The sequence below is a fragment of the Micrococcus sp. NPDC078436 genome (assembly GCF_040702705.1).
Taxonomy (GTDB): Bacteria; Actinomycetota; Actinomycetes; order Actinomycetales; family Micrococcaceae; genus Micrococcus.
On record NZ_JBFBLX010000003.1, the window covers coordinates 165,176 to 183,738 of the forward strand.

Sequence of the window (18,563 nt, forward strand, 5' to 3'; positions counted from 1 at the left end):
TGGCATGCAGACGATCGCGACCGTCCACCTCGTCCGTCACGGCGAGGTCCACAACCCCGACCGCGTCCTCTACGGCCGTCTGGACGGGTTCGGCCTCTCGGAGCTGGGGCACCGGATGGCCGACGGCGTGGCCGAGTGGTTCCTGCACCGCGCGAACCGCATCCGGCGGCATCCGGCCCTGGTGGCGGCCTCCCCGCTGCTGCGCGCTCAGCAGACCGCCGCGCCGATCGCCGGCGCCTTCTCCCGGCCGCTGCTCACCGAGCCGAACCTCATCGAGGCCGAGAACGCCTTCGAGGGGATGTCCCAGGTGGTCGACTCCCTCAAGCGGGACCCGCGCCTCTGGCCGAAGCTGCGCAATCCCCTGCGCCCCTCGTGGGGCGAGCCCTACCACCAGCAGGCCGCGCGCATGCTCGAGGTGGTGGACCGCGTGAAGGGGGAGGCGGTGGACACCCTCGGCCCCGGCGCGGAGGCCATCCTCGTCTCCCACCAGCTCCCCATCTGGGTCACCCGCCTCGCGGTCGAGGGCCGGCCCCTGTGGCACGATCCGCGTCAGCGCGAGTGCTCCCTCACCTCGGTGACCTCCCTCGTGTTCGAGGAGGGCCGGGCCACCCCGCGCGTCGAGTACCACGAGCCCAACCGCGAGCTCCTCAAGGACGCCTCCTCCCTGCCCGGCGCCTGAGGCCCCCGGGACGGCTGACGCCCAGGGTTCAGTCAGGATCAGGGGCGGAGGGTAGACTCGATCAGGCCCCCGCGGGGGCCCTCCGACTCCCTCCCGTCCGCCTCGCCTGGAGCGCCCGCCCATGACCCTGCAGTCCCCGCTCACCCGCCGTCGCGTGCTCGCCGGCCTCACGGCCGCCGGCCTGGCGCCCGTGCTCGCGGCCTGCTCCGGCGGGGATGACTCCCTGGCCGCTCAGGCCGGCAACGGGGACGGCAAGAACTACATCGCCGGCGACGGATCGGTGCTCGAGTTCGCCCCGGCCGACCGCGGGGAGCCCGTGGAGTTCACCGCGACGCGCTTCGACGGCACGCCCGTGAGCGGGGAGAGCCTGCGCGGCGCGCCCGCCCTCCTCAACTTCTGGTACGCCGCGTGTGCGCCGTGCCGCGTCGAGGCGCCCCACCTGGTCTCGCTCCACGAGGAGTTCGCCCCGCAGGGGGTGAACTTCCTCGGCGTGAACGTGCGGGACACGGCCACCACGGCGCAGGCCTTCGAGCGGTCCTTCGAGATCCCCTACCCCTCCGTGGAGGACGCGCGCGGCGACGTCCTGCTGCGCATGACCGACTACGTGCCCCCGCAGGCCGTGCCGTCCACCCTCGTGCTGGACGCCCAGGGCCGCGTCTCCGCCCGCGTGCTCGGCGCGATCGAGGAGTCCACGCTCCGGGCGCTGCTCAAGACCGTGGTGGACGAGGCCGCGGCCTGAGCCGCCGGCAGAGCCCATGCGCGACAACCCCTTCGCCGAGATCGCCCTGCAGGGCTCCCTCCTGCTCGCGGCGCCGGTCGCTCTGCTCGCCGGCCTCGTCTCCTTCCTCTCCCCGTGTGTCCTCCCGCTCGTGCCCGGCTACCTCGGCTACGTCACCGGCCTGGGCGGGGACGTGCTCACCTCGCGCCGTCGCGGGCGCCTCGCCCTCGGGGCGGTGCTCTTCGTGCTCGGGTTCGCGGTGGTCTTCGTGGCCGTCAGCGTGGTGTTCACGCAGGCCCTGTTGTGGCTGCAGCGCGACGGCGTGTGGGTCACCCGCCTGCTCGGCGTGCTCGTGATGCTGATGGGCGTCATCTTCATGGGCGGCGGCGGGCGCCTGCAGCAGGAGCGCCGGGTGCACGCCAAGCCCGGCATGGGCCTGGCCGGCGCCCCCCTGCTCGGCATGACCTTCGGGCTCGGCTGGGCCCCGTGCATCGGCCCCACGATGGCCGCCGTCCTGGCGATGTCCACGGTGGGCGGCGGCGAGGGCTCCCTGGGCCGCGCCGCGCTCCTGGCCTTCCTCTACTGCCTCGGCCTCGGCGTGCCGTTCGTGCTGATCGCCCTGGGCATGGAGCGTGGCCTGCGGGCCCTGGCCTTCTTCCGCACGCACCGCGTGCTCATCATGCGCCTGGGCGGCGCCCTGCTGATCCTCCTCGGGCTGCTCATGGCCACCGGGGTGTGGACCGTGTGGACCACCCAGCTGCAGTTCTGGTTCGCGAACGAATGGGAGATGCCCCTGTGAGCTCCTCGACGGGCCACGGCTCCTCGGCCCCCCAGCCCGCCCGCGCGCGGGACGTCGCCCTCCCCTCGCTCGGGCTGGCCGGGACCCTGCGCTGGATGTGGACGCAGCTGACGAGCATGCGCACGGCGCTCATGCTGCTGCTCCTGCTGGCCGTGGCCGCCGTGCCCGGCTCCCTCGTGCCGCAGCGCCGCGCGGGCCCCGAGGTGGTGGACCGCTGGATCGAGGACAACCCGTTCTGGGGCCCGGTGCTGGACGCGCTGCAGTTCTTCGACGTCTACACCTCCGCCTGGTTCTCCGCCATCTACCTGCTGCTGTTCATCTCCCTCGTGGGCTGCGTGTGGCCCCGCGCCGTCAAGCACGCCCACGCCCTGCGCCAGCCCCCGGCGCGCACACCGCGCCGCCTCGAGCGGCTGCCGGAGTCCGGCGTCGTGGTGCTCGAGGAGGGCGGCCCCGCCCCCGAGGACGCCGTCCGGCAGGCGCAGGCCTGGCTGAAGAGGCGCCGCTACCGCGTGGAGTACCGGCCCGAGGAAGGCGGCGCGTCCGTGGGGGCGGAGCGCGGCTACGTCCGGGAGATCGGCAACATCCTGTTCCACCTCTCGCTCATCGGCGTGCTCGTGTTCATGGCGTACGGCGGCATGACCAAGTACACGGGGCAGAAGATCATCGTGGAGGGGGAGGGCTTCGCCAACAACCTCGTGGCCTACGACTCCTTCACGCCGGGCGCCCGCTTCGACCCGAACAGCCTGCAGCCCTTCTCCCTGGCGCTGACGTCCTTCGACGCGCGGTTCGAGCGCCAGTCCGAGGCGCACTGGGGCCAGCCGCTCGACTACACGGCCGTGATGGAGGTCCGCGAGGGCGCCGGCGGCGAGGCCCACGAGGAGATCCTGAAGGTCAACCACCCGCTCTCCGTGGACGGCGCCCGCGTCTACCTCATGGGCAACGGCTACGCCCCGGTGGTCACCGTGCGGGACGGCAACGGGGACATCGCCTTCCAGGGCCCCGTGGTCACCCGCGTGCAGGACCAGAACTTCAACTCGATGGCCGTGGTCAAGGCGCCCGACGCGCGGCCGGAGCAGCTGGGCTTCGTGGGCCAGTTCATGCCCGCGGCGGACGACCCCACGGGCTCCGGGGTGCAGGTCTCGGTGGACCCCGAGCTGCTGAACCCGACGCTGATCCTCAACTCGTACGCCGGGGACCTCGGCCTGGACCGCGGCGTGCCGCAGAACGTGTACGTGCTCGACACCGAGTCCCTCACCGAGCTGAACAGCCGCAAGAGCGAGAACGGCGGCATCACGCTGACCCCGGGGCAGACCCACCAGCTGCCGGACGGCAAGGGCTCGATCAGCTTCGACGGCGTCCGCCGCTATGTGGGCGTGGACATCCACTACGACCCGGGCAAGTGGGGCGTGGGCCTGTTCGCCGTGACGGCCCTGCTCGGCCTCGCCACCAGCCTGTTCGTGCGGCGCCGCCGCGCGTGGGTGCGCGCCGCCGTCGGCGACGACGGCCGCACCCGCGTCGAGTACGCCCTCCTCGCCCGCGGCGAGGAGTTCGGGCTGCGCGAGGAGCACCTCGCCCTGCGCGCGGCCATGGACCGCATGTGGCCCGTCTCCGCGCCGGACGCCGAGGAGCACCGGCCCGACCCCTCCGGCGCGGTGGCCGCGACGGCCGCGCCCCGCGCCCCCCACGCCGACCCCGGCATCACCCATCCCGCCTCAGGAGCCTGACTGTGTACAACCCCACGGCACCCGTGAACGAGCAGCTGGCGCAGTACAGCGACCTGTTCATGCTCATCGCCGCCCTCGTCTACGCGGCGGCCTTCATCCTCTTCGCCGTCGACATGGCGATCTCCTCCTCCACCATCCGTCGAATCGAGACCCAGCTCGCGGCCGAGCGCGGCACGGCCGGCGTCGTCCCCGCGGCGACGCGGGAGCCGGCCGGCGTCGGCGCCCGCTCCGCCGCCAACGGCACGGTCGGCGGCTCCGGCACCACCGCCCTGCCCGCCGAGACGCGCCACGCGGGAGCCGGCAACGGCCTCGTGGACGAGGACATGGACTACACCGGCACGGGCCGCCGCCCCGTCGCCAACGTGGCCGTGGCCGTGCTCGCGATCGGCTGGGCCCTGCACGCCTTCGCCGTGGTCGCCCGCAGCATCGCCGCGCACCGCGTGCCGTGGGGCAACCTCTACGAGTTCATGACCACGGGCGCGCTCGTCATCGTGACGGTGTACCTCGCGTTCCTGATCCGCAAGGATCTGCGCTTCGTGGGCTCCTTCGTCACGGGCCTCGTGGTGGCCATGATGTGCGCCGCCACCATGGGCTTCCCGACGCCGGTGGGCCACCTCCAGCCGCCGCTGCAGTCGCCGTGGCTCGTGATCCACGTGTCCATCGCCGTGCTGGCCAGCTCTCTCTTCGCGCTGACCGCCGCCATGTCCGTGCTCCAGCTCCTGCAGGACCGCGCCGAGCGGCGGGCCGCCGCGGGAGAGCACTCCTGGTCCTTCCTGCGCCTCGTGCCCTCGGCCTTCGCGCTCGAGAACTGGTCCTACCGCCTCAACGCGGTCGCCTTCGTGATGTGGACCTTCACCGTGATCGCCGGCGCCATCTGGGCCGAGGCCTCGTGGGGGCGCTACTGGAACTGGGACACCAAGGAGGTCTGGTCCTTCGTGATCTGGGTGGTCTACGCGGCGTACCTGCACGCCCGCGCCACCCGCGGCTGGACCGGCTCCCGCGCCGCGTGGCTGAGCATCGTGGGCTTCGCCTGCATCGTGTTCAACTACACGATCGTCAACAAGTTCTTCCCCGGCCTGCACTCGTACGCGGGCCTGCCGAGCTGACCGGAGGTCAGGCCTCGGGACCGTCCGGCTCCTGACCCGTCTCCCGGCGGCGGCGCAGCTCCTCCTCGCGGGCGCGCAGCTCGGCGTCCCGCCGGTCCAGCTCGCGCTCCCGCTCGGCCTGACGACGCTGGGTGCGCAGGGTGCGCAGGAAGTCCTCGTCGTCGTCGGGGGAGGCGGGACGGGCGGGGGGGCGGCCCGTGGCGCCCGCCGGGCGGGCGCGGCCGAGGCACAGCCACAGCAGGGGCCCCACGAGCGGGACCAGCACGACGACGGCCACCCACGCCCACTTGGGCATCGAGCGCACCTGGTGCGCCGGGGTGAGCAGCGCCTCGAAGAGGGCGTACAGGGTGAGGCCGACGAGGACGATCGCGGCGGGGATGAGGAAGCGGCCCATCGGTCCAGTCTATTCGGCGGCGGAGCGCTCCTAGAATGGAAGGGTGCGTCTCTTCCTCTACGGCCTCGTCCGCGTGCTCCTGTTCTTCGCCGTCTGGGGCGTCAGCCTCTGGCTGGGCCTGGGACTGGTGATGTCCACGATCGTGGCCGCGGTGCTGACCTTCGCGATCAGCTACCTCTTCCTCACACGGCTGCGCCTGGGCGCCACGCAGGACCTCGCGGCCGCGTGGGAGGGCCGGCCCGGGCGGCGCGGCCGGATCGAGCAGACCGACGCGGACGCCGAGGACGCCTACACCGAGGGACGCTTCCGGGGCTGACGAGCCCCGGCACCGGTCAGAGGGCCGCGCCGAGCGCGAAGGTGATCGCGTAGAGCAGGCCGATGACGCCCGTCGCGCGCAGCACGGGGATGAGCCGGCGGCGGTCCTGGGCGCGCAGCACCGTGCGGGCCGGACGGACGGCGAGCGCCGCCGCCAGCAGCACGAGCAGCATCCACGGGTGGGAGTCCACGAACAGCAGCGGCAGCAGCACGGCGACCGCCAGCATGACGGCGTAGGATGCGCGGGCCGGGGCGTCCCCGATGCGGGCGGCCAGGGTCATCTTGCCGGCCGCGCGGTCCGTGGGGATGTCCCGGATGTTGTTCACCATGAGCAGTGCCGTGGAGATCAGCCCGCAGCCCACGGCGCCGGCCCAGGTCAGGCCGGAGACCGTGCCCGCCTGGGTGTACGTGGTGCCGAGCACCGCCACGAGGCCGAAGAACACGAACACGAACACCTCGCCCAGGCCCAGGTAGCCGTAGGGCTTCTTGCCGCCCGTGTAGTACCACGCGGCCGCCACGCACAGCAGGCCCACGGCGATCAGCCACCACTGGCCGGCCAGCAGCACGAGCCACAGCCCGGCGAGCATCGCCAGCGCGAAGCAGGCGAACGCGGCGAGCTTCACATGCTTCGCGGGAACGAGCTTGGACGCCGTGAGGCGGAAGGGGCCCACCCGGTCGTCGTCGGTGCCGCGGATGCCGTCGGAGTAGTCGTTGGCGTAGTTCACGCCCACCTGCAGGGCGAGCGAGACCACGAGCGCGAGCAGGGCGCGGCCCACGTGGAGGGACCCGAGGTCCGCCGCGGCGGCCGAGCCGACGATCACGGGCGCCACCGCCATCGGCAGCGTGCGCAGGCGCGCGGCGGCGACCCACTGGGAGAGCGAGGCGGACATGGTCGGGGGACCTCCTGGAGACGATGCGATGCGGGGCGATGCGATGCGGGGCGGTGCGAGGCGGGTCAGCGAGGGGACGCGTGCGACGTCGACGCGGTGGGGGGACGTCCGGCTCGGGGATGGCGCACTTCACGAACGCCTCGAACGGGGGGACTGCGAACTCAGCGTAGCCGTGCTGGGGGGTGGAGAGGAGGCCGAGGGTGATGACGTCGGCCTCAGGGGGCGACCTGGGATGACGCGCGGCCCATCCGGGCGGCCACGGCCTGCGCCCTCCGCCTCCCCGGGCCGAGCTCCGCCCTGGCCGGCTCCCCCACCGCGCGGACGGCGTCATCCGTGTCCCGGCTGCCGCTCCGGGGAGAGGCAGCGTCACGCCTCGGCGAACCGCCGGGTGAGCTCCTGCCGGTCCGTCTTCCCGGTGCTCAGCAGTGGCAGCGCGTCGAGGGCCAGCCACGTCTTCGGGACGGCGGCCGGCCCGAGCCCGGTGCGCACGCGGGAGCGCAGCTCATCCTCGAGGGCCGCGGGGAGGGCCCCGCCGGGGAGGACGTCGCCCTCGGCCGGCACCACCGCCGCGCACAGCCGCTGCCCCCACTCGGGATCGGCCACGCCCGCCACGTGGGCGGCCGCGACGCCCGGGTGCGCCTCGAGCGCGGCGGCCACCGCGGCGGCCGAGACCTTCACACCGCCCGTGATGACGACGTCGTCCAGGCGCCCGGTGACGGACAGGCGCGTGCCGCCGTCGGGGGTGCCGGACACCGTGCCCGTGTCCTCGGTGAGGAAGGCGGGGGCGCCGTCCGCGCCGCGCGGGAAGTGCGCCGCGGTGCGGACGGGGTCGTCGAGGTAGCCGGCGGCCACCATGGGCCCGGCGAGGCGCACCCGCGGACTGGCGGCTGGGTCGGCGGGGTCGGACGGGACGGTGTCCGCCGTGACGCCGGGCAGCGGGACGCCGTCGTACACGCAGCCGCCGCACGTCTCCGCCATGCCGTAGGTCGCGGTGACACTCACACCGGCGGCCTCGGCGGACGCGCGCAGCTCGGGGGCCAGGCGCGCCCCGCCCACCAGCACGCGGTCGAAGGCGCGCAGCGCCGCCACGCCGGCCGGGTCGGCTCCGGGCGCCAGGAGCCGGGCGAGCTGGGTGGGGACGAGCGAGACGAAGCGCGGGCCGCCGTCGTCCGGGAGGCGGGCGGCCCCTGCGGCGAAGGCGGCGGGCGTGAACGGGCCGTGCGGCAGCGCGACGGGCGCGGTGCCGGCCGCGATGGTGCGGGAGAGCACGGCCAGGCCGGCCACGTAGTGGACGCCGACCGCGAGGAGCCAGTGCCCCTCGCCGCCCGTGCCCTCCCCGCCGAGCCGCTGCGCGGTGGCGGCGGCCGAGGCGCGCAGGGCGCCGCGGGTCAGGACGATCTGCTTCGGCGTGCCCGTCGAGCCGGACGTGCGGACGACGGCGACGGCGTCCGGGTGGCCGCAGCGCGCCGGATCGCGGGCCTGGGGGCGCAGGGCCACGGTGCCGTCCGCCGTGAACTCGACGGGCGCGCCGCCGTCGAACGCCGTGGCGAGGGCGGAGCGGGCAGTGGCCAGGGCGTCGGGGGTCAGCGGCATGAGACCACGGTAATCGTGGGCGGGGACGCTCTAGGCTTCACGCATGACCGCCCCGGACACCGCCGCCACGCCCGCCGCCGAGATCGGCCCCGTCACGCTCACCGGCCGCCTCGTCCGGCTGGAGCCGCTGAGCCACGACCACCACGACGAGCTCGTCGAGGCGGTGCAGGACGGCCGGCAGTGGGAGCTCTGGTACACCGCCGTGCCCACCCCCGAGGGCATGGCCGCGGAGATCGACCGTCGCCTGGCCCTGCAGGAGGCCGGGTCCATGGTCCCCTTCGCCACCCGTCGGCTCTCCGACGGGCGGGTCATCGGCATGACGACGTTCATGAACATCGACCGTTCCGTGCCCCGCGTGGAGGTCGGCAGCACCTGGAACGCGGCCTCCGCCTCCGGCACGGGGACGAACGCCGATGCCAAGCTGCTCCTGCTCGGCCACGCCTTCGAGGTCTGGGGCGTCGCGGCCGTCGAGTTCCGCACGGACTGGATGAACATGCAGTCCCGCGCGGCGATCGAGCGGCTCGGTGCCAAGCGGGACGGGGTGCTGCGCCAGCAGGCACAGCGCAACGGCTACGTGCGGGACACGGTGGTCTACTCCGTCGTCGCCGCGGAGTGGCCCGCAGTGAGGAAGGGCCTCGAGTTCCGCGTGGGGCGCCGGGCTCAGAAGTAGTAGGGGAACGGCGTCCAGTCCGGTTCGCGCTTCTGCAGGAACGCGTCCCGGCCCTCCACGGCCTCGTCCGTCATGTAGGCCATGCGCGTGGCCTCGCCGGCGAACACCTGCTGGCCGGCCATGCCGTCGTCGGGCAGGTTGAACGCGAACTTGAGCATGCGGATGGCCTGCGGGGACTGCGCGTTGATGTCCGCGGCGTACTCGAGGGCCACCTCCTCGAGGCGCTCGTGGTCCACGGCCTGGTTGACGGCCCCGAACTCCGCCATCTGCTCGGCGGAGTATTCGCGGGCGGCGAAGACGATCTCGCGGGCGCGCTTCTGGCCCACCTGGCGGGCCAGCAGCGCCGAGCCGTAGCCGGCGTCGAAGGAGCCCACCGTGGCGTCCGTCTGCTTGAACTTCCCGTGCTGGCGGGAGGCGAGGGTGAGGTCCGCGACCACGTGGAGCGAGTGGCTGCCGCCGGCCGCCCAGCCGTTCACGACGGCGATGATCGCCTCGGGGGAGGTGCGCATCAGGCGCTGGACCTCGAGGATGTGGAGGCGTCCGGCGCGGGCGAGGGCGTCGGCGGTGGCGGGCATGGCCCCGAGTGGAGGAGGCCCGACGGTCGGACGGACCCGCCCGGCGGACCGGATCCGCCCGGCCGGTCAGAGCATGAACGGCACGGTGGCGATCTTGACCACCATGATCAGCGCGAACAGCTGGGCGTACCCCTCGGTCACGCGGGCGTCGGTGGACCGGGAGAGCGCGTAGTCCAGGATTGCCGGCTGGCCCGTGATGCCCGCCAGCGCCCCGTAGGTGCGATCCACGGACTGCCCCAGCAGCCGTGCCGCGGCGATGAGCAGGGCCGCGGTCAGCGCGGTGAGCACGGCGGACATCAGGATGGCCAGCCCGCCGACCCGGGTGAACACCGTCTCGATGAACGCCGGGCCGGCGGCCAAGCCCACCACGCCTAGGAAGAGCATGAGGCCGAACTGCCGCAGCGTCAGCGCGATCTCCGTGGACGGCTCCCACACCGTGGGTCCCGTTCGGCCGATCGCACCGAGGGCGAGGCCGACGAGGATGCACCCGGCCGCCGGGCCGAGGGAGAAGGAGGCCCCGCCCGGAAGCGGGATCGTCACCATGCCCAGCAGGTAGCCCAGCGCCATGCCCGTGCCCAGGGAGATCCAGTCCAGGTTCGAGAGCCCGCGCGTCGAGTTGCCGAAGAAGTCGCGCACCGCCTCCATCCGCGGCGCGGTGGTGACGATGAGCACCCGGTCGCCGACCTTGAGCTCGGTCTGCGGGGTGGCCAGCGACTCGACGTCGTCGCGCCGCAGCCGGGCGACGTCGGTGCCGAAGCGCTCGCGCAGGGACAGCGTGCCCAGGCGGCGGTCGGCCAGGGCGCGGGCCGTGACGATGACCATGGAGGTCTGCAGCGGGGTCATCACCCGCGCCGGGTCGGCGTCGGTGCGGCGGCCGAAGGCCTGCACGGCCTCGTCGATGTTCTTCTCCGTGCCGTCCAGGACGACCTTGTCCCCGGGTTCGATCCGGTCGGCGGAGCCGGCGATCCGGGCCACGCCGCCGCGGCGCAGCGCGACCACGCGCAGCAGTCCCTCGGCGATCCCCGGGATGTCCCGCACGGCGAGGGCGGAGGTGGCGGTCACGGCGGTGAAGCGCAGCTTGCCGTCGGTCACCGGCGCCGGATCGCGCGGGGAACTGCTCCACGGGCGGGCGGCGAGCAGGGTGATCGCGATGATGGTGCCGACCACACCCACCAGGTAGGACAGCCCGTAGCCCACGGCCGGGGCCTGCCCGCCGGTGAGCTGGTTCGCCAGCGCCATCGCCGGCGTCGCGGTGAGCGAACCCGTCCACACGCCGATCGCCGTCGGCAGGTCCAGGTTGAGCAGCGCGGCCAGCGGGTGCACCGTGAAGGCGGTGAGGATCACCACGACGACGGCGGCCAGCATCAGGGGCAGGTTGCGGCGCAGGTCCCGGAAGAACACCTTGCCGGCGCCGAGCCCGATCAGGTAGGCGAACAGGGCCAGGCCGAAGCTCTGGAACAAGGCCAGCCGGTCGCCGACGTCGGGCAGCACCGCCCCGACGAGCAGGCCCACGAACAGGGCTCCCGAGGCGCCGAGGCGGATCTTGCCCAGGGGGATGGTGCCGACGGCGGCGCCCAGGGCGACGGTGGCCATGAGGACGAGGATGGGCTGGTCGTTGAGCAGTGCGAGCATGGGCGGGTCTCCGTCCTGCCGTGGTGGTCGGTCAGAAGTGGTACGGGAAGGCGGACCAGTCCGGGTCGCGCTTCTGCAGGAACGCGTCCCGGCCCTCCACGGCCTCGTCCGTCATGTAGGCCATGCGCGTGGCCTCACCCGCGAACACCTGCTGGCCGGCCATGCCGTCGTCGGGAAGGTTGAACGCGAACTTGAGCATGCGGATGGCCTGCGGGGACTGACGGTTGATGTCCGCGGCGTACTCGAGGGCGACCTCCTCGAGGCGCTCGTGGTCCACGGCCTCGTTGACGGCACCCATGGCCACCATCTCCTCGGCCGAGTACTCGCGCGCCGTGAAGAAGATCTCCCGCGCCCGCTTCTGGCCCACCTGCCGGGCGAGCAGGGCCGAGCCGTAGCCGGCGTCGAAGGAGCCCACGGTGGCGTCGGTCTGCTTGAACTTCCCGTGCTCGCGGGAGGCGAGGGTGAGGTCCGCGACCACGTGCAGCGAGTGGCCGCCGCCGGCGGCCCACCCGTTCACGACGGCGATGATCGCCTTGGGGGAGGTGCGCATCAGGCGCTGGACCTCGAGGATGTGGAGGCGTCCGGCGCGGGCGGGGTCGATGGTCTCCGCCGTGTCCCCCTCGGCGTAGCGGTAGCCGTCGCGGCCGCGGATGCGCTGGTCGCCGCCGGAGCAGAAGGCGTGGCCGCCGTCCTTGGGGGAGGGGCCGTTGCCGGTGAGCAGGATCGTCCCGACGTCCGGGGTCATGCGGGCGTGGTCCAGGGCGCGGTAGAGCTCGTCCACGGTGCCCGGGCGGAAGGCGTTGCGGACCTCGGGGCGGTCGAAGGCGATGCGCACCGTGGGCAGGTCGCGCACCCAGCGGCCGTCGGCGTCGCGCTCCACCTGCCGGTGGTAGGTCATGTCCTCGAAGTCGAAGCCCTCGACCACGCGCCAGCGCGTCGGGTCGAAGAGGTCGGAGACCTTCTCGGGGAGGCGGTCGCGGGAGGAGGCGGTCTGCTCGGTCATGGCGTCGAGTCTAGTGAGGCTCTTGACGGGGCGTGCTTGACTTCTGCCCAGCCCGTGGGAACGCTCGGGCCGCGGCCGGCGCGGGAGGTGACCACGATCCCCCGGGGGGGCCGCCGAGCCCGAAGGAAGGACCGCGATGTCTGCGACCCACGCCCGGCGCGTCGACGGCGTCGAGGTGCACCACCTCGACGCCGAGGGCCCGCTCACCGCCGACCTGCTGTTCCGGGTCGGTGCCGCGGACGAGACGGTCTCCACGCTGGGCCTGTCCCACCTGCTGGAGCACCTCGCACTCGACGGGGTGGAGGGGCTCGAGCCGGACGTCGACGGCGAATCGGCCATGACCTACACCGTCCTGCGCGTGAGGGGGACGCCGGAGCGGGTCGCCGACCGCCTCGAGCGGATCTGCGCCCGGCTCTCCGCCCTCGCCGTCGGCGGCGTCTCCGACGCGGAGCTGGCCCACGCCCGGCGGGTGCTCGAGGCCGAGGGCGGAGGCCCCATGGCCGACGGACCCCACGCGGCCGAGCACCTCCACCACCGTCTTGGGGCCGCGGGCTTCGGGCTCGGGGTGGTGCCCGCCCGCTTCCTCGCCCGGATCACGCCGGCGGAGGTCGCCGACTGGGCCGGCACGCGGTTCACGGCCGGCAACGCGATGCTGGTGCTCAGCGGACCGGCGCCGGAGACGCTCCGGCTCCCCCTGCCGCCCGGCGCACGCCGGCCCCTGCCGGAGATCCCGTTCCTGGAGCGGCGGTACCCGGCCGAGTACCTCTCCGGAGGGGAGGAGCCCTCGGTCTCATTTGTGCTCGACGACGTCCACGACACCTCCCCCGCAGCCCTCGTCCTGCTGCTCTCCGTCCTCCGCGCGCGGGTGTTCCGGACTCTGCGGCAGGAGCAGGGGATCGTCGACGACGTCACCGTGGACACCGCCGTCCTGGGACGACATGGCCTCCTCACCGTGGTGGTGCGGTGCGCCGAGAAGGACGCCGTGCCCGCCGTGCAGGGTGTCCTGGGGATCCTGCGCGGCCTGCGCGACGGTGGCGCCCATGACGACGAACGGCAGCGGGCGGCGCAGGAGTACGAGGCCGACGAGGCCGGGGCGACCGCCGTGGACATGCATTTCCACGATCATCAGAGCCGGTTCCTGGGCCACCCCTCCATGGAGGGCGTCGACGCGCGGGCCGTCCAGACCGTGCCGGACGCCGAGATCGCCCGTCTCCTCTCGCGGCTGGAGGACACGCTGCTGGTCGGGTTCCCGCCGGCCGGCCGCGAGGAGGGCCAGCTGCTCGGCGCGGAGGCCCTCATGTTCCCGCATGTCGAGGTCGACGACGGCCCGGTCGTAGCCGGTGAGGAGTTCCGCCCCGGCTGGGCGGCCCGGATGGGAGGGTTCCGGCTCCGCTGCACCGTGGGCGCGGAGGGGATCGGCCTGGACTTCGTCGACGGTTCCCTCGGCATCCCGTGGGACGACGTCGTCGCCTGGTCCCTGGGCCGGGACGAGCACGGAACCGAGGTGCTGACCCTCGAAGCCCGGGACGGATCGGGCGGCGACATCCCCCTGTCCCTGTTCAAGAATGCCGAACGCCTGCGGTCGCTCGTGCTCGCCCACCTGCCCGAGCGCCTGCGCCTTCCCGAGGAGGGCTGACCCCGCTGCGGTTGTGGTCACGACACGCCGCGGCGTGGACTGCCGGCACGGCGTGTCGTGACCACAGCGCGTCACGGGACGGGCTGGAGAGGGGCGCGTCGTCCAGGGGTGGGCGACGGCCGCCAGCCGTTGGGGCGAGGGCTGGTCAGTCACCCACCCGCTCCACGGCGCCGAGCGCGGTGAGCAGGAACGCGTACTCCCACGCGGTGTCCTCCCAGCCCTGGTAGCGGCCGGAGGCGCCGCCGTGGCCGCCGTCCATCTCGGTGCGCAGCAGGATGGGCGAGCCGCCCTCGGCCAGGGGCGTGGCCTGGTCCGAGGTGACCGTGCGGCGCAGCTGCGCCACCCACTTGGCGGGCTCCACGTAGAGCACGCGGGTGTCGTTGAGCGAGGTCACCGCGGCGATCGCCGGGTAGTCCACGGCCCGCACGTTCTCGTATGGGGTGTAGGACTTCATGAGCCGGTAGATCTCCGGGTCGGTGATCGGGTTGCCCCACTCCTCCCACTCCAGTGCGGACAGCGGGAGGTCCGGGTCGAGGATGGTGGTCAGCGCGTCCACGAACGGCACCACGGCCAGGCACGCGCGGTACAGCTCGGGCGCTCGGTTGAGGACGGCACCCATGAGCAGCCCGCCGGCCGAGCCGCCCGTCGCCGCGATCCGCGCCGGGTCCACCCACCCGGAGTCCGCCACGAAGCGGGTGGCGTCCACGAAGTCGGTGAACGTGTGCGCCTTCGCGGCCTTCTTGCCGTCCTCGTACCAGGCCCGGCCCAGCTCGCCGCCGCCGCGCACGTGGGCCACCACGTAGACGACGCCGCGGTCCAGCAGGGACAGCCGGGCCACCCCGAACGCCGGGTCCATCGACATCTCGTAGGAGCCGTAGCCGTAGACCACGCACGGCGCGCTCGAATCCTGCGCCACGTCCTTGCGTCGGATCACCGTGAGCGGCACGCGCACGTCCGCACCCGTGGCGGCGGAGGGCTCCGAGGCCGGCGCCCACCAGCGCTCCACCGCGTAGTCGGCCGGGTCGTGGCCGGGCACCTCCACCTCGCGGCGCAGGTGCACCTCGCCGGTGGCCGCGACGACGTCCAGCACGCGGGCCGGCGTGATCCAGGACGTGTAGGCCAGGCGCAGGAACGGCGACTCGGCCGCCGTCGACGCCAGGTGGCACGCGTAGAGCTCCTCCTCGAACGCCGGCTCGCGCCAGCCCACGGAACCCGCGTCCCCTGAGCCCAGCACCGCGTCCAGCTCCGCGACGACGACGCGCGGCGTCGTCTCACGGCGCACCGCGAGCGCGGCGTGGGTCAGCGTCACCATGACGCCGTCCACCTTCACGTCCTCGCGGTGCGGGACCACGGTGCGCCACGTGGAGCGGTCGGCCACGTCCGCCTCCGTGACCACCGAGAGCATGCCGTTGGGCGCGAGGCGCTCGGCGCCGTCGCCGGTGAGCTCCGCATCGTGCACGATCAGCAGGCGGCGGACGCCGTCGCCGCCCGTGACGGGCTCGACGTCGGCGAGCATGCCCCACGCGCGGGGGATCAGCAGGCGCGGGGCCGGCAGGGGCTCGTCCGCGGACTCGGGCAGGTCGACGACCCAGGTCTCGGACACCTCCGAGTTCCCGACGCCGATGAGCAGCTGGGTGCGGTCCGCCACGCCCTCGAAGCCCGTCCACATGCCGGGGTCGGACTCCTCGTAGACCAGCACGTCCTCGGCCGGGTCCGTGCCGAGCGTGTGCACCATGACGCGGTACGGGCGCCACGAGTCGTCCCACAGCGTGTAGAAGACGCGCGCGCCCGAGCGGTCGAAGCGCACCCCGTGGGCGATGTTCTCCACCGCGTCCGGCAGGACCTCGCCGGTGGCGATGTCCCGGACGCGCAGGGTGAAGCGCTCGTCACCCGCGTGGTCCACGGCGTACGCCACACGCTCGCCGTCCGGGCTGATGTGCATCCCGCCGAGGGAGAAGAAGGGGTGGCCGGCGGCCTCGGCGTTGCCGTCCAGGATCACCTGCTCGCCGGGCAGCGTCTCGCCCGCGGCGACGACGGGCGGCGTCCAGTCCGCCTCGAGATCCCCGGTGTCCCGCGCGGGCACGCGGCAGTGCACGGGGTACTGCTCGCCCTCGATCGTGCGCACGAAGTACCACCAGCGGTCCCGGCGAGCGGGCACGGACTGGTCCGTCTCCACGGTGTGCGCCTTGATCTCGCCGAAGATCGCCGCGCGCAGATCGGCCTGGTCCGCGGTGACGGCCTCGGTGTAGGCGTTCTCGGCATGCAGGTGGTCCAGCACGCGCTGGTCCTCCTTGGCGCGCAGCCACTCGTAGTCGTCGGCGAACTCCTCGCCGTGCACGGTGCGCGTCGTCGGGACGACGGCGGCCACGGGCGGCGTCGGGCGTGCGGCGGGGGAGCGGTGCGCGAGGGCGTCGGGCTGGGTGGCGACGACGTCGTCGGCGCGGTGCTGGGCGTCAGGCATGGTCCCCATCCCATCACAGGAGCGTCGCGCGCGAGGGCGCAGGCTGCCTCGACGCGCAAAGGGGGCGGGACACGCCCGAAAGGTTCCGCCTTCCGGGCGTGTCCCGCCCCCGAAGCCCGTGAGGGCGCCGGCTCAGAGGGCGCGGGCCACGAGCATCTTCATGATCTCGTTGGTGCCGCCGTAGATCTTCTGCACGCGCGCGGCGGTGAAGGCGCGCGCGATCGGGAACTCCTCCATGTAGCCGTAGCCGCCGAACAGCTGCAGGCAGCGGTCGACCACCGTGTTCTGCATGTCGGTGGCGAAGAACTTCACCATCGAGGCGTCGGCCGCGGTCAGCTTGCCCTCCACGTGCGCCACGATGCACTGGTCCACCAGGGTGCGCGTGGCGAGCGTGTCCGCCACGCACTCGGCGAGCACGAACTGCGTGTTCTGGAAGCCCAGCAGGGGGCTGCCGAACGCGTGACGCTCCTTGGTGTAGCGGATGGTCTCGCGCACCGCGGCCTCGCAGGCCGCGGCGGCCGTGACGGCCAGCGTCAGGCGCTCCTGGGGCAGCTGGGACATGAGCTGGATGAAGCCCTGGCCCTCGGCCTCGCCCAGGAGGTTGGCCACGGGCACCCGCATGTCCGAGAAGGACAGCTCACGGGTGTCCTGGCCGTGCTGGCCGATCTTGTTCAGCACGCGGCCGCGCTCGAAGCCCTCGAGCCCGGCGGTCTCCGCGACGATCAGGGACAGCCCCCGGCCGCCCGGCTGGTCGCCCGTGCGCGCCACGATGACCAGGAGGTCACAGTGCGTGGCGTTCGAGATGAACGTCTTCGAGCCGTTGATCACGTAGTCGTCGCCGTCGCGCACGGCGCGGGTGCGCACGGCCTGCAGGTCGGAGCCCGTGCCCGGCTCGGTCATGGCGACCGCGCCGACCAGCTCGCCGGTGACCATGCCCGGCAGCCACTTCTGCTTCTGCTCCTCGGTGCCGTAGGCCAGGATGTAGTGCGCCACGATGGGGGAGTGGACGCCGAAGCCCCACGCGTCGTCGAAGCAGCGCGCCTGCCCCGTCATGACGGCGGCCTCCAGTGCGAAGGTGCCGCCGATGCCCCCGTACTCCTCGGGGATGGAGGGGCACAGCAGGCCGGCCTCGCCGGCCTTGTTCCAGAAGTCGCGATCCACGCCGTGCTGCTCGGCCCAGCGGGAGAAGTTCGGCACGGCCTCGCGGGCCATGAACTCGTCGGTGAGCTCGAGCAGGGACTCGGCGTCCTCGGTGAGCCAGGGGGAATGGTAGCTGTCCAGGATCATGGGGGTCTCCTCGGTGTCGGTGTGACTCAGTGGGGCGGTCAGCGCGCGGCCATGCGGATGGCGCCGTCGAGCCGGATGGTCTCGCCGTTGATCATCTGGTTCTCCACGAGGTGGGTCACCAGGTGGGCGTACTCGGACGGGTCGCCGAGGCGTGAGGGGAACGGGACCTGCTGGCCCAGGGACTCCCTCGCCTTCTCCGGCAGCTGGCTCATCATGGGCGTGAGGAAGAGCCCGGGGGCGATCGTGTTCACACGGATGCCGTGCGCTGCCAGCTCGCGCGCGATGGGCAGGGTCATGGCCACGACGCCGCCCTTGGAGGCCGAGTAGCCGGCCTGGCCGATCTGGCCCTCGAACGCGGCCACCGACGCGGTGTTGACGATGACGCCGCGGCCGCCGTCCTCGTCCGGCTCGTTGCCCGCCATGGCCTGGGCGGCCAGGCGGATGACGTTGAAGGTGCCCACGAGGGTGACGGCGATGATCTTCTCGAAGGCCTCGAGCGGCTGCGCCCCCTCGCGGGAGAGGACCTTCGCGGGCGTGCCGATGCCGGCGCAGTTCACGACGCCGGAGAGCGGCCCGGGCTGGCGGGTCGCCTCCTCGACCGCGCGGGCCACCTGGTCCGAGTCGGTCACGTCGGTCTCCACGAGCACGGCGCCCCGGGGGCGGACCCGGCGAGGTCGGCCACCACGACGTGGGCGCCGCGCTCGAGCAGCGCCGTCGTGGTGGCCGCGCCGAGGCCGGAGGCGCCGGCGGGGGTCAGGCCTGCGCGGCGGGATCGGCCGATCCGACGGGTCCGTCGAGCTGGGCCCGCAGCCGGTGCTTGAGGATCTTCCCGGATAGGTTGCGCGGGATCTCCGCGATCACGAGGTCGTGGGGGAGCTTGAAGCGGGCGATCCGGCTCTCGCCGTACGCCCGGAGGTCCTTCAGGGTCACGGTGGCCCCCGGCGCGGGGGTGACCACGGCGACGATGCTCTCCCCGAAGTCCGGGGCCGCGGTCGGCGGGCTCTGCCGCGAGGCGGGTGACGGTGCGGTCCAGCTCCCCGTACGTGAGGGAGGACTCGCCCCACCGCAGCGCGGGGCGGTC

Annotated in this window: 16 protein-coding genes and 2 pseudogenes; 8 read left to right on the top strand and 10 right to left on the bottom strand. The window is 73.5% G+C overall.

Going from position 1 to position 18,563, the window contains the following annotated elements; all coding sequences use genetic code 11:
* The first annotated feature begins 4 nt into the window (after positions 1-4).
* The 5 genes from AB0302_RS03350 (at position 5) to ccsB (ending at position 5,026) form a co-directional block, all read left to right on the top strand.
* Positions 5-679 carry a histidine phosphatase family protein gene (locus tag AB0302_RS03350; RefSeq protein ID WP_248117995.1) on the top strand — a complete coding sequence of 225 codons (675 nt, stop codon included), beginning with the start codon at positions 5-7 and terminating at the stop codon, positions 677-679.
* 127 nt (positions 680-806) lie between these two features.
* The gene (locus tag AB0302_RS03355; protein ID WP_248118019.1) at positions 807-1,418 is read left to right on the top strand and encodes a TlpA disulfide reductase family protein; all 612 of its coding nucleotides are present in this window, start codon (positions 807-809) and stop codon (positions 1,416-1,418) included.
* A 16-nt stretch (positions 1,419-1,434) separates the two neighbouring features.
* Positions 1,435-2,196: a cytochrome c biogenesis CcdA family protein gene (locus tag AB0302_RS03360; RefSeq protein ID WP_248117997.1), complete on the top strand. Its 762-nt coding sequence runs from the start codon at positions 1,435-1,437 to the stop codon at positions 2,194-2,196.
* Complete coding sequence (locus AB0302_RS03365) at positions 2,193-3,920, top strand: cytochrome c biogenesis protein ResB (protein ID WP_319073894.1); 1,728 nt, start codon at positions 2,193-2,195, stop codon at positions 3,918-3,920. Before AB0302_RS03360 ends, AB0302_RS03365 begins: the two co-directional genes overlap by 4 nt.
* 2 nt (positions 3,921-3,922) lie before the next feature.
* Complete coding sequence (ccsB, locus tag AB0302_RS03370; RefSeq protein ID WP_248118001.1) at positions 3,923-5,026, top strand: c-type cytochrome biogenesis protein CcsB; 1,104 nt, start codon at positions 3,923-3,925, stop codon at positions 5,024-5,026.
* 7 nt (positions 5,027-5,033) lie between these two features.
* Here the strand turns inward: ccsB and AB0302_RS03375 are convergent, their stop codons facing one another.
* The gene (locus tag AB0302_RS03375; protein WP_248118003.1) at positions 5,034-5,420 is read right to left on the bottom strand and encodes a PLDc N-terminal domain-containing protein; all 387 of its coding nucleotides are present in this window, start codon (positions 5,418-5,420) and stop codon (positions 5,034-5,036) included.
* A 43-nt stretch (positions 5,421-5,463) separates the two neighbouring features.
* On the opposite strand from AB0302_RS03375, the gene AB0302_RS03380 reads away from it, so the two are divergent.
* A complete protein-coding gene (locus tag AB0302_RS03380; protein ID WP_248118005.1) occupies positions 5,464-5,736 on the top strand; it encodes a DUF4229 domain-containing protein in 273 nt (90 codons plus the stop codon).
* Between the two features lie 16 nt (positions 5,737-5,752).
* On the opposite strand, the gene AB0302_RS03385 is transcribed toward AB0302_RS03380, so the two are convergent.
* Together AB0302_RS03385 and AB0302_RS03390 are read right to left on the bottom strand one after the other, a co-directional pair.
* Positions 5,753-6,625 (bottom strand): 1,4-dihydroxy-2-naphthoate polyprenyltransferase, encoded by an 873-nt coding sequence (locus tag AB0302_RS03385; protein WP_319073897.1) that lies wholly within the window; start codon positions 6,623-6,625, stop codon positions 5,753-5,755.
* Between the two features lie 366 nt (positions 6,626-6,991).
* The gene (locus tag AB0302_RS03390) at positions 6,992-8,218 is read right to left on the bottom strand and encodes an AMP-binding protein (RefSeq protein WP_366370517.1); all 1,227 of its coding nucleotides are present in this window, start codon (positions 8,216-8,218) and stop codon (positions 6,992-6,994) included.
* 43 nt (positions 8,219-8,261) lie between these two features.
* On the opposite strand from AB0302_RS03390, the gene AB0302_RS03395 reads away from it, so the two are divergent.
* The gene (locus AB0302_RS03395) at positions 8,262-8,888 is read left to right on the top strand and encodes a GNAT family protein (protein ID WP_319073901.1); all 627 of its coding nucleotides are present in this window, start codon (positions 8,262-8,264) and stop codon (positions 8,886-8,888) included.
* Here the strand turns inward: AB0302_RS03395 and AB0302_RS03400 are convergent.
* The 3 genes and pseudogenes from AB0302_RS03400 to AB0302_RS03410 all read right to left on the bottom strand — a co-directional run.
* Positions 8,879-9,439: pseudogene (locus AB0302_RS03400) on the bottom strand (enoyl-CoA hydratase-related protein); the annotation flags it as partial. The gene AB0302_RS03395 and the pseudogene AB0302_RS03400 overlap by 10 nt on opposite strands.
* Before the next feature lie 90 nt (positions 9,440-9,529).
* Positions 9,530-11,095, bottom strand: a complete 1,566-nt coding sequence (locus AB0302_RS03405) for a TrkA C-terminal domain-containing protein (protein WP_298714584.1) — start codon at positions 11,093-11,095, stop codon at positions 9,530-9,532.
* Positions 11,096-11,126: 31 nt separating this feature from the next.
* Complete coding sequence (locus tag AB0302_RS03410; RefSeq protein ID WP_366370518.1) at positions 11,127-12,098, bottom strand: 1,4-dihydroxy-2-naphthoyl-CoA synthase; 972 nt, start codon at positions 12,096-12,098, stop codon at positions 11,127-11,129.
* Between the two features lie 136 nt (positions 12,099-12,234).
* On the opposite strand from AB0302_RS03410, the gene AB0302_RS03415 reads away from it, so the two are divergent.
* Entirely contained in the window at positions 12,235-13,734 is a 1,500-nt protein-coding gene (locus tag AB0302_RS03415) for a hypothetical protein (protein WP_366370519.1), read from the top strand.
* A 145-nt stretch (positions 13,735-13,879) separates the two neighbouring features.
* Here the strand turns inward: AB0302_RS03415 and AB0302_RS03420 are convergent, their stop codons facing one another.
* From AB0302_RS03420 to AB0302_RS03435, 4 genes and pseudogenes are all read right to left on the bottom strand, one after another.
* Positions 13,880-16,195: a S9 family peptidase gene (locus AB0302_RS03420; RefSeq protein WP_366370520.1), complete on the bottom strand. Its 2,316-nt coding sequence runs from the start codon at positions 16,193-16,195 to the stop codon at positions 13,880-13,882.
* Between the two features lie 132 nt (positions 16,196-16,327).
* Entirely contained in the window at positions 16,328-17,482 is a 1,155-nt protein-coding gene (locus tag AB0302_RS03425; RefSeq protein ID WP_366370521.1) for an acyl-CoA dehydrogenase family protein, read from the bottom strand.
* A 38-nt stretch (positions 17,483-17,520) separates the two neighbouring features.
* Positions 17,521-18,263 (bottom strand): annotated as a pseudogene (locus AB0302_RS03430) (SDR family oxidoreductase).
* Positions 18,236-18,439: a hypothetical protein gene (locus tag AB0302_RS03435; protein WP_366370529.1), complete on the bottom strand. Its 204-nt coding sequence runs from the start codon at positions 18,437-18,439 to the stop codon at positions 18,236-18,238. The pseudogene AB0302_RS03430 and the gene AB0302_RS03435 overlap by 28 nt, the downstream one beginning before the upstream one ends.
* Positions 18,440-18,563: the final 124 nt, after the last annotated feature.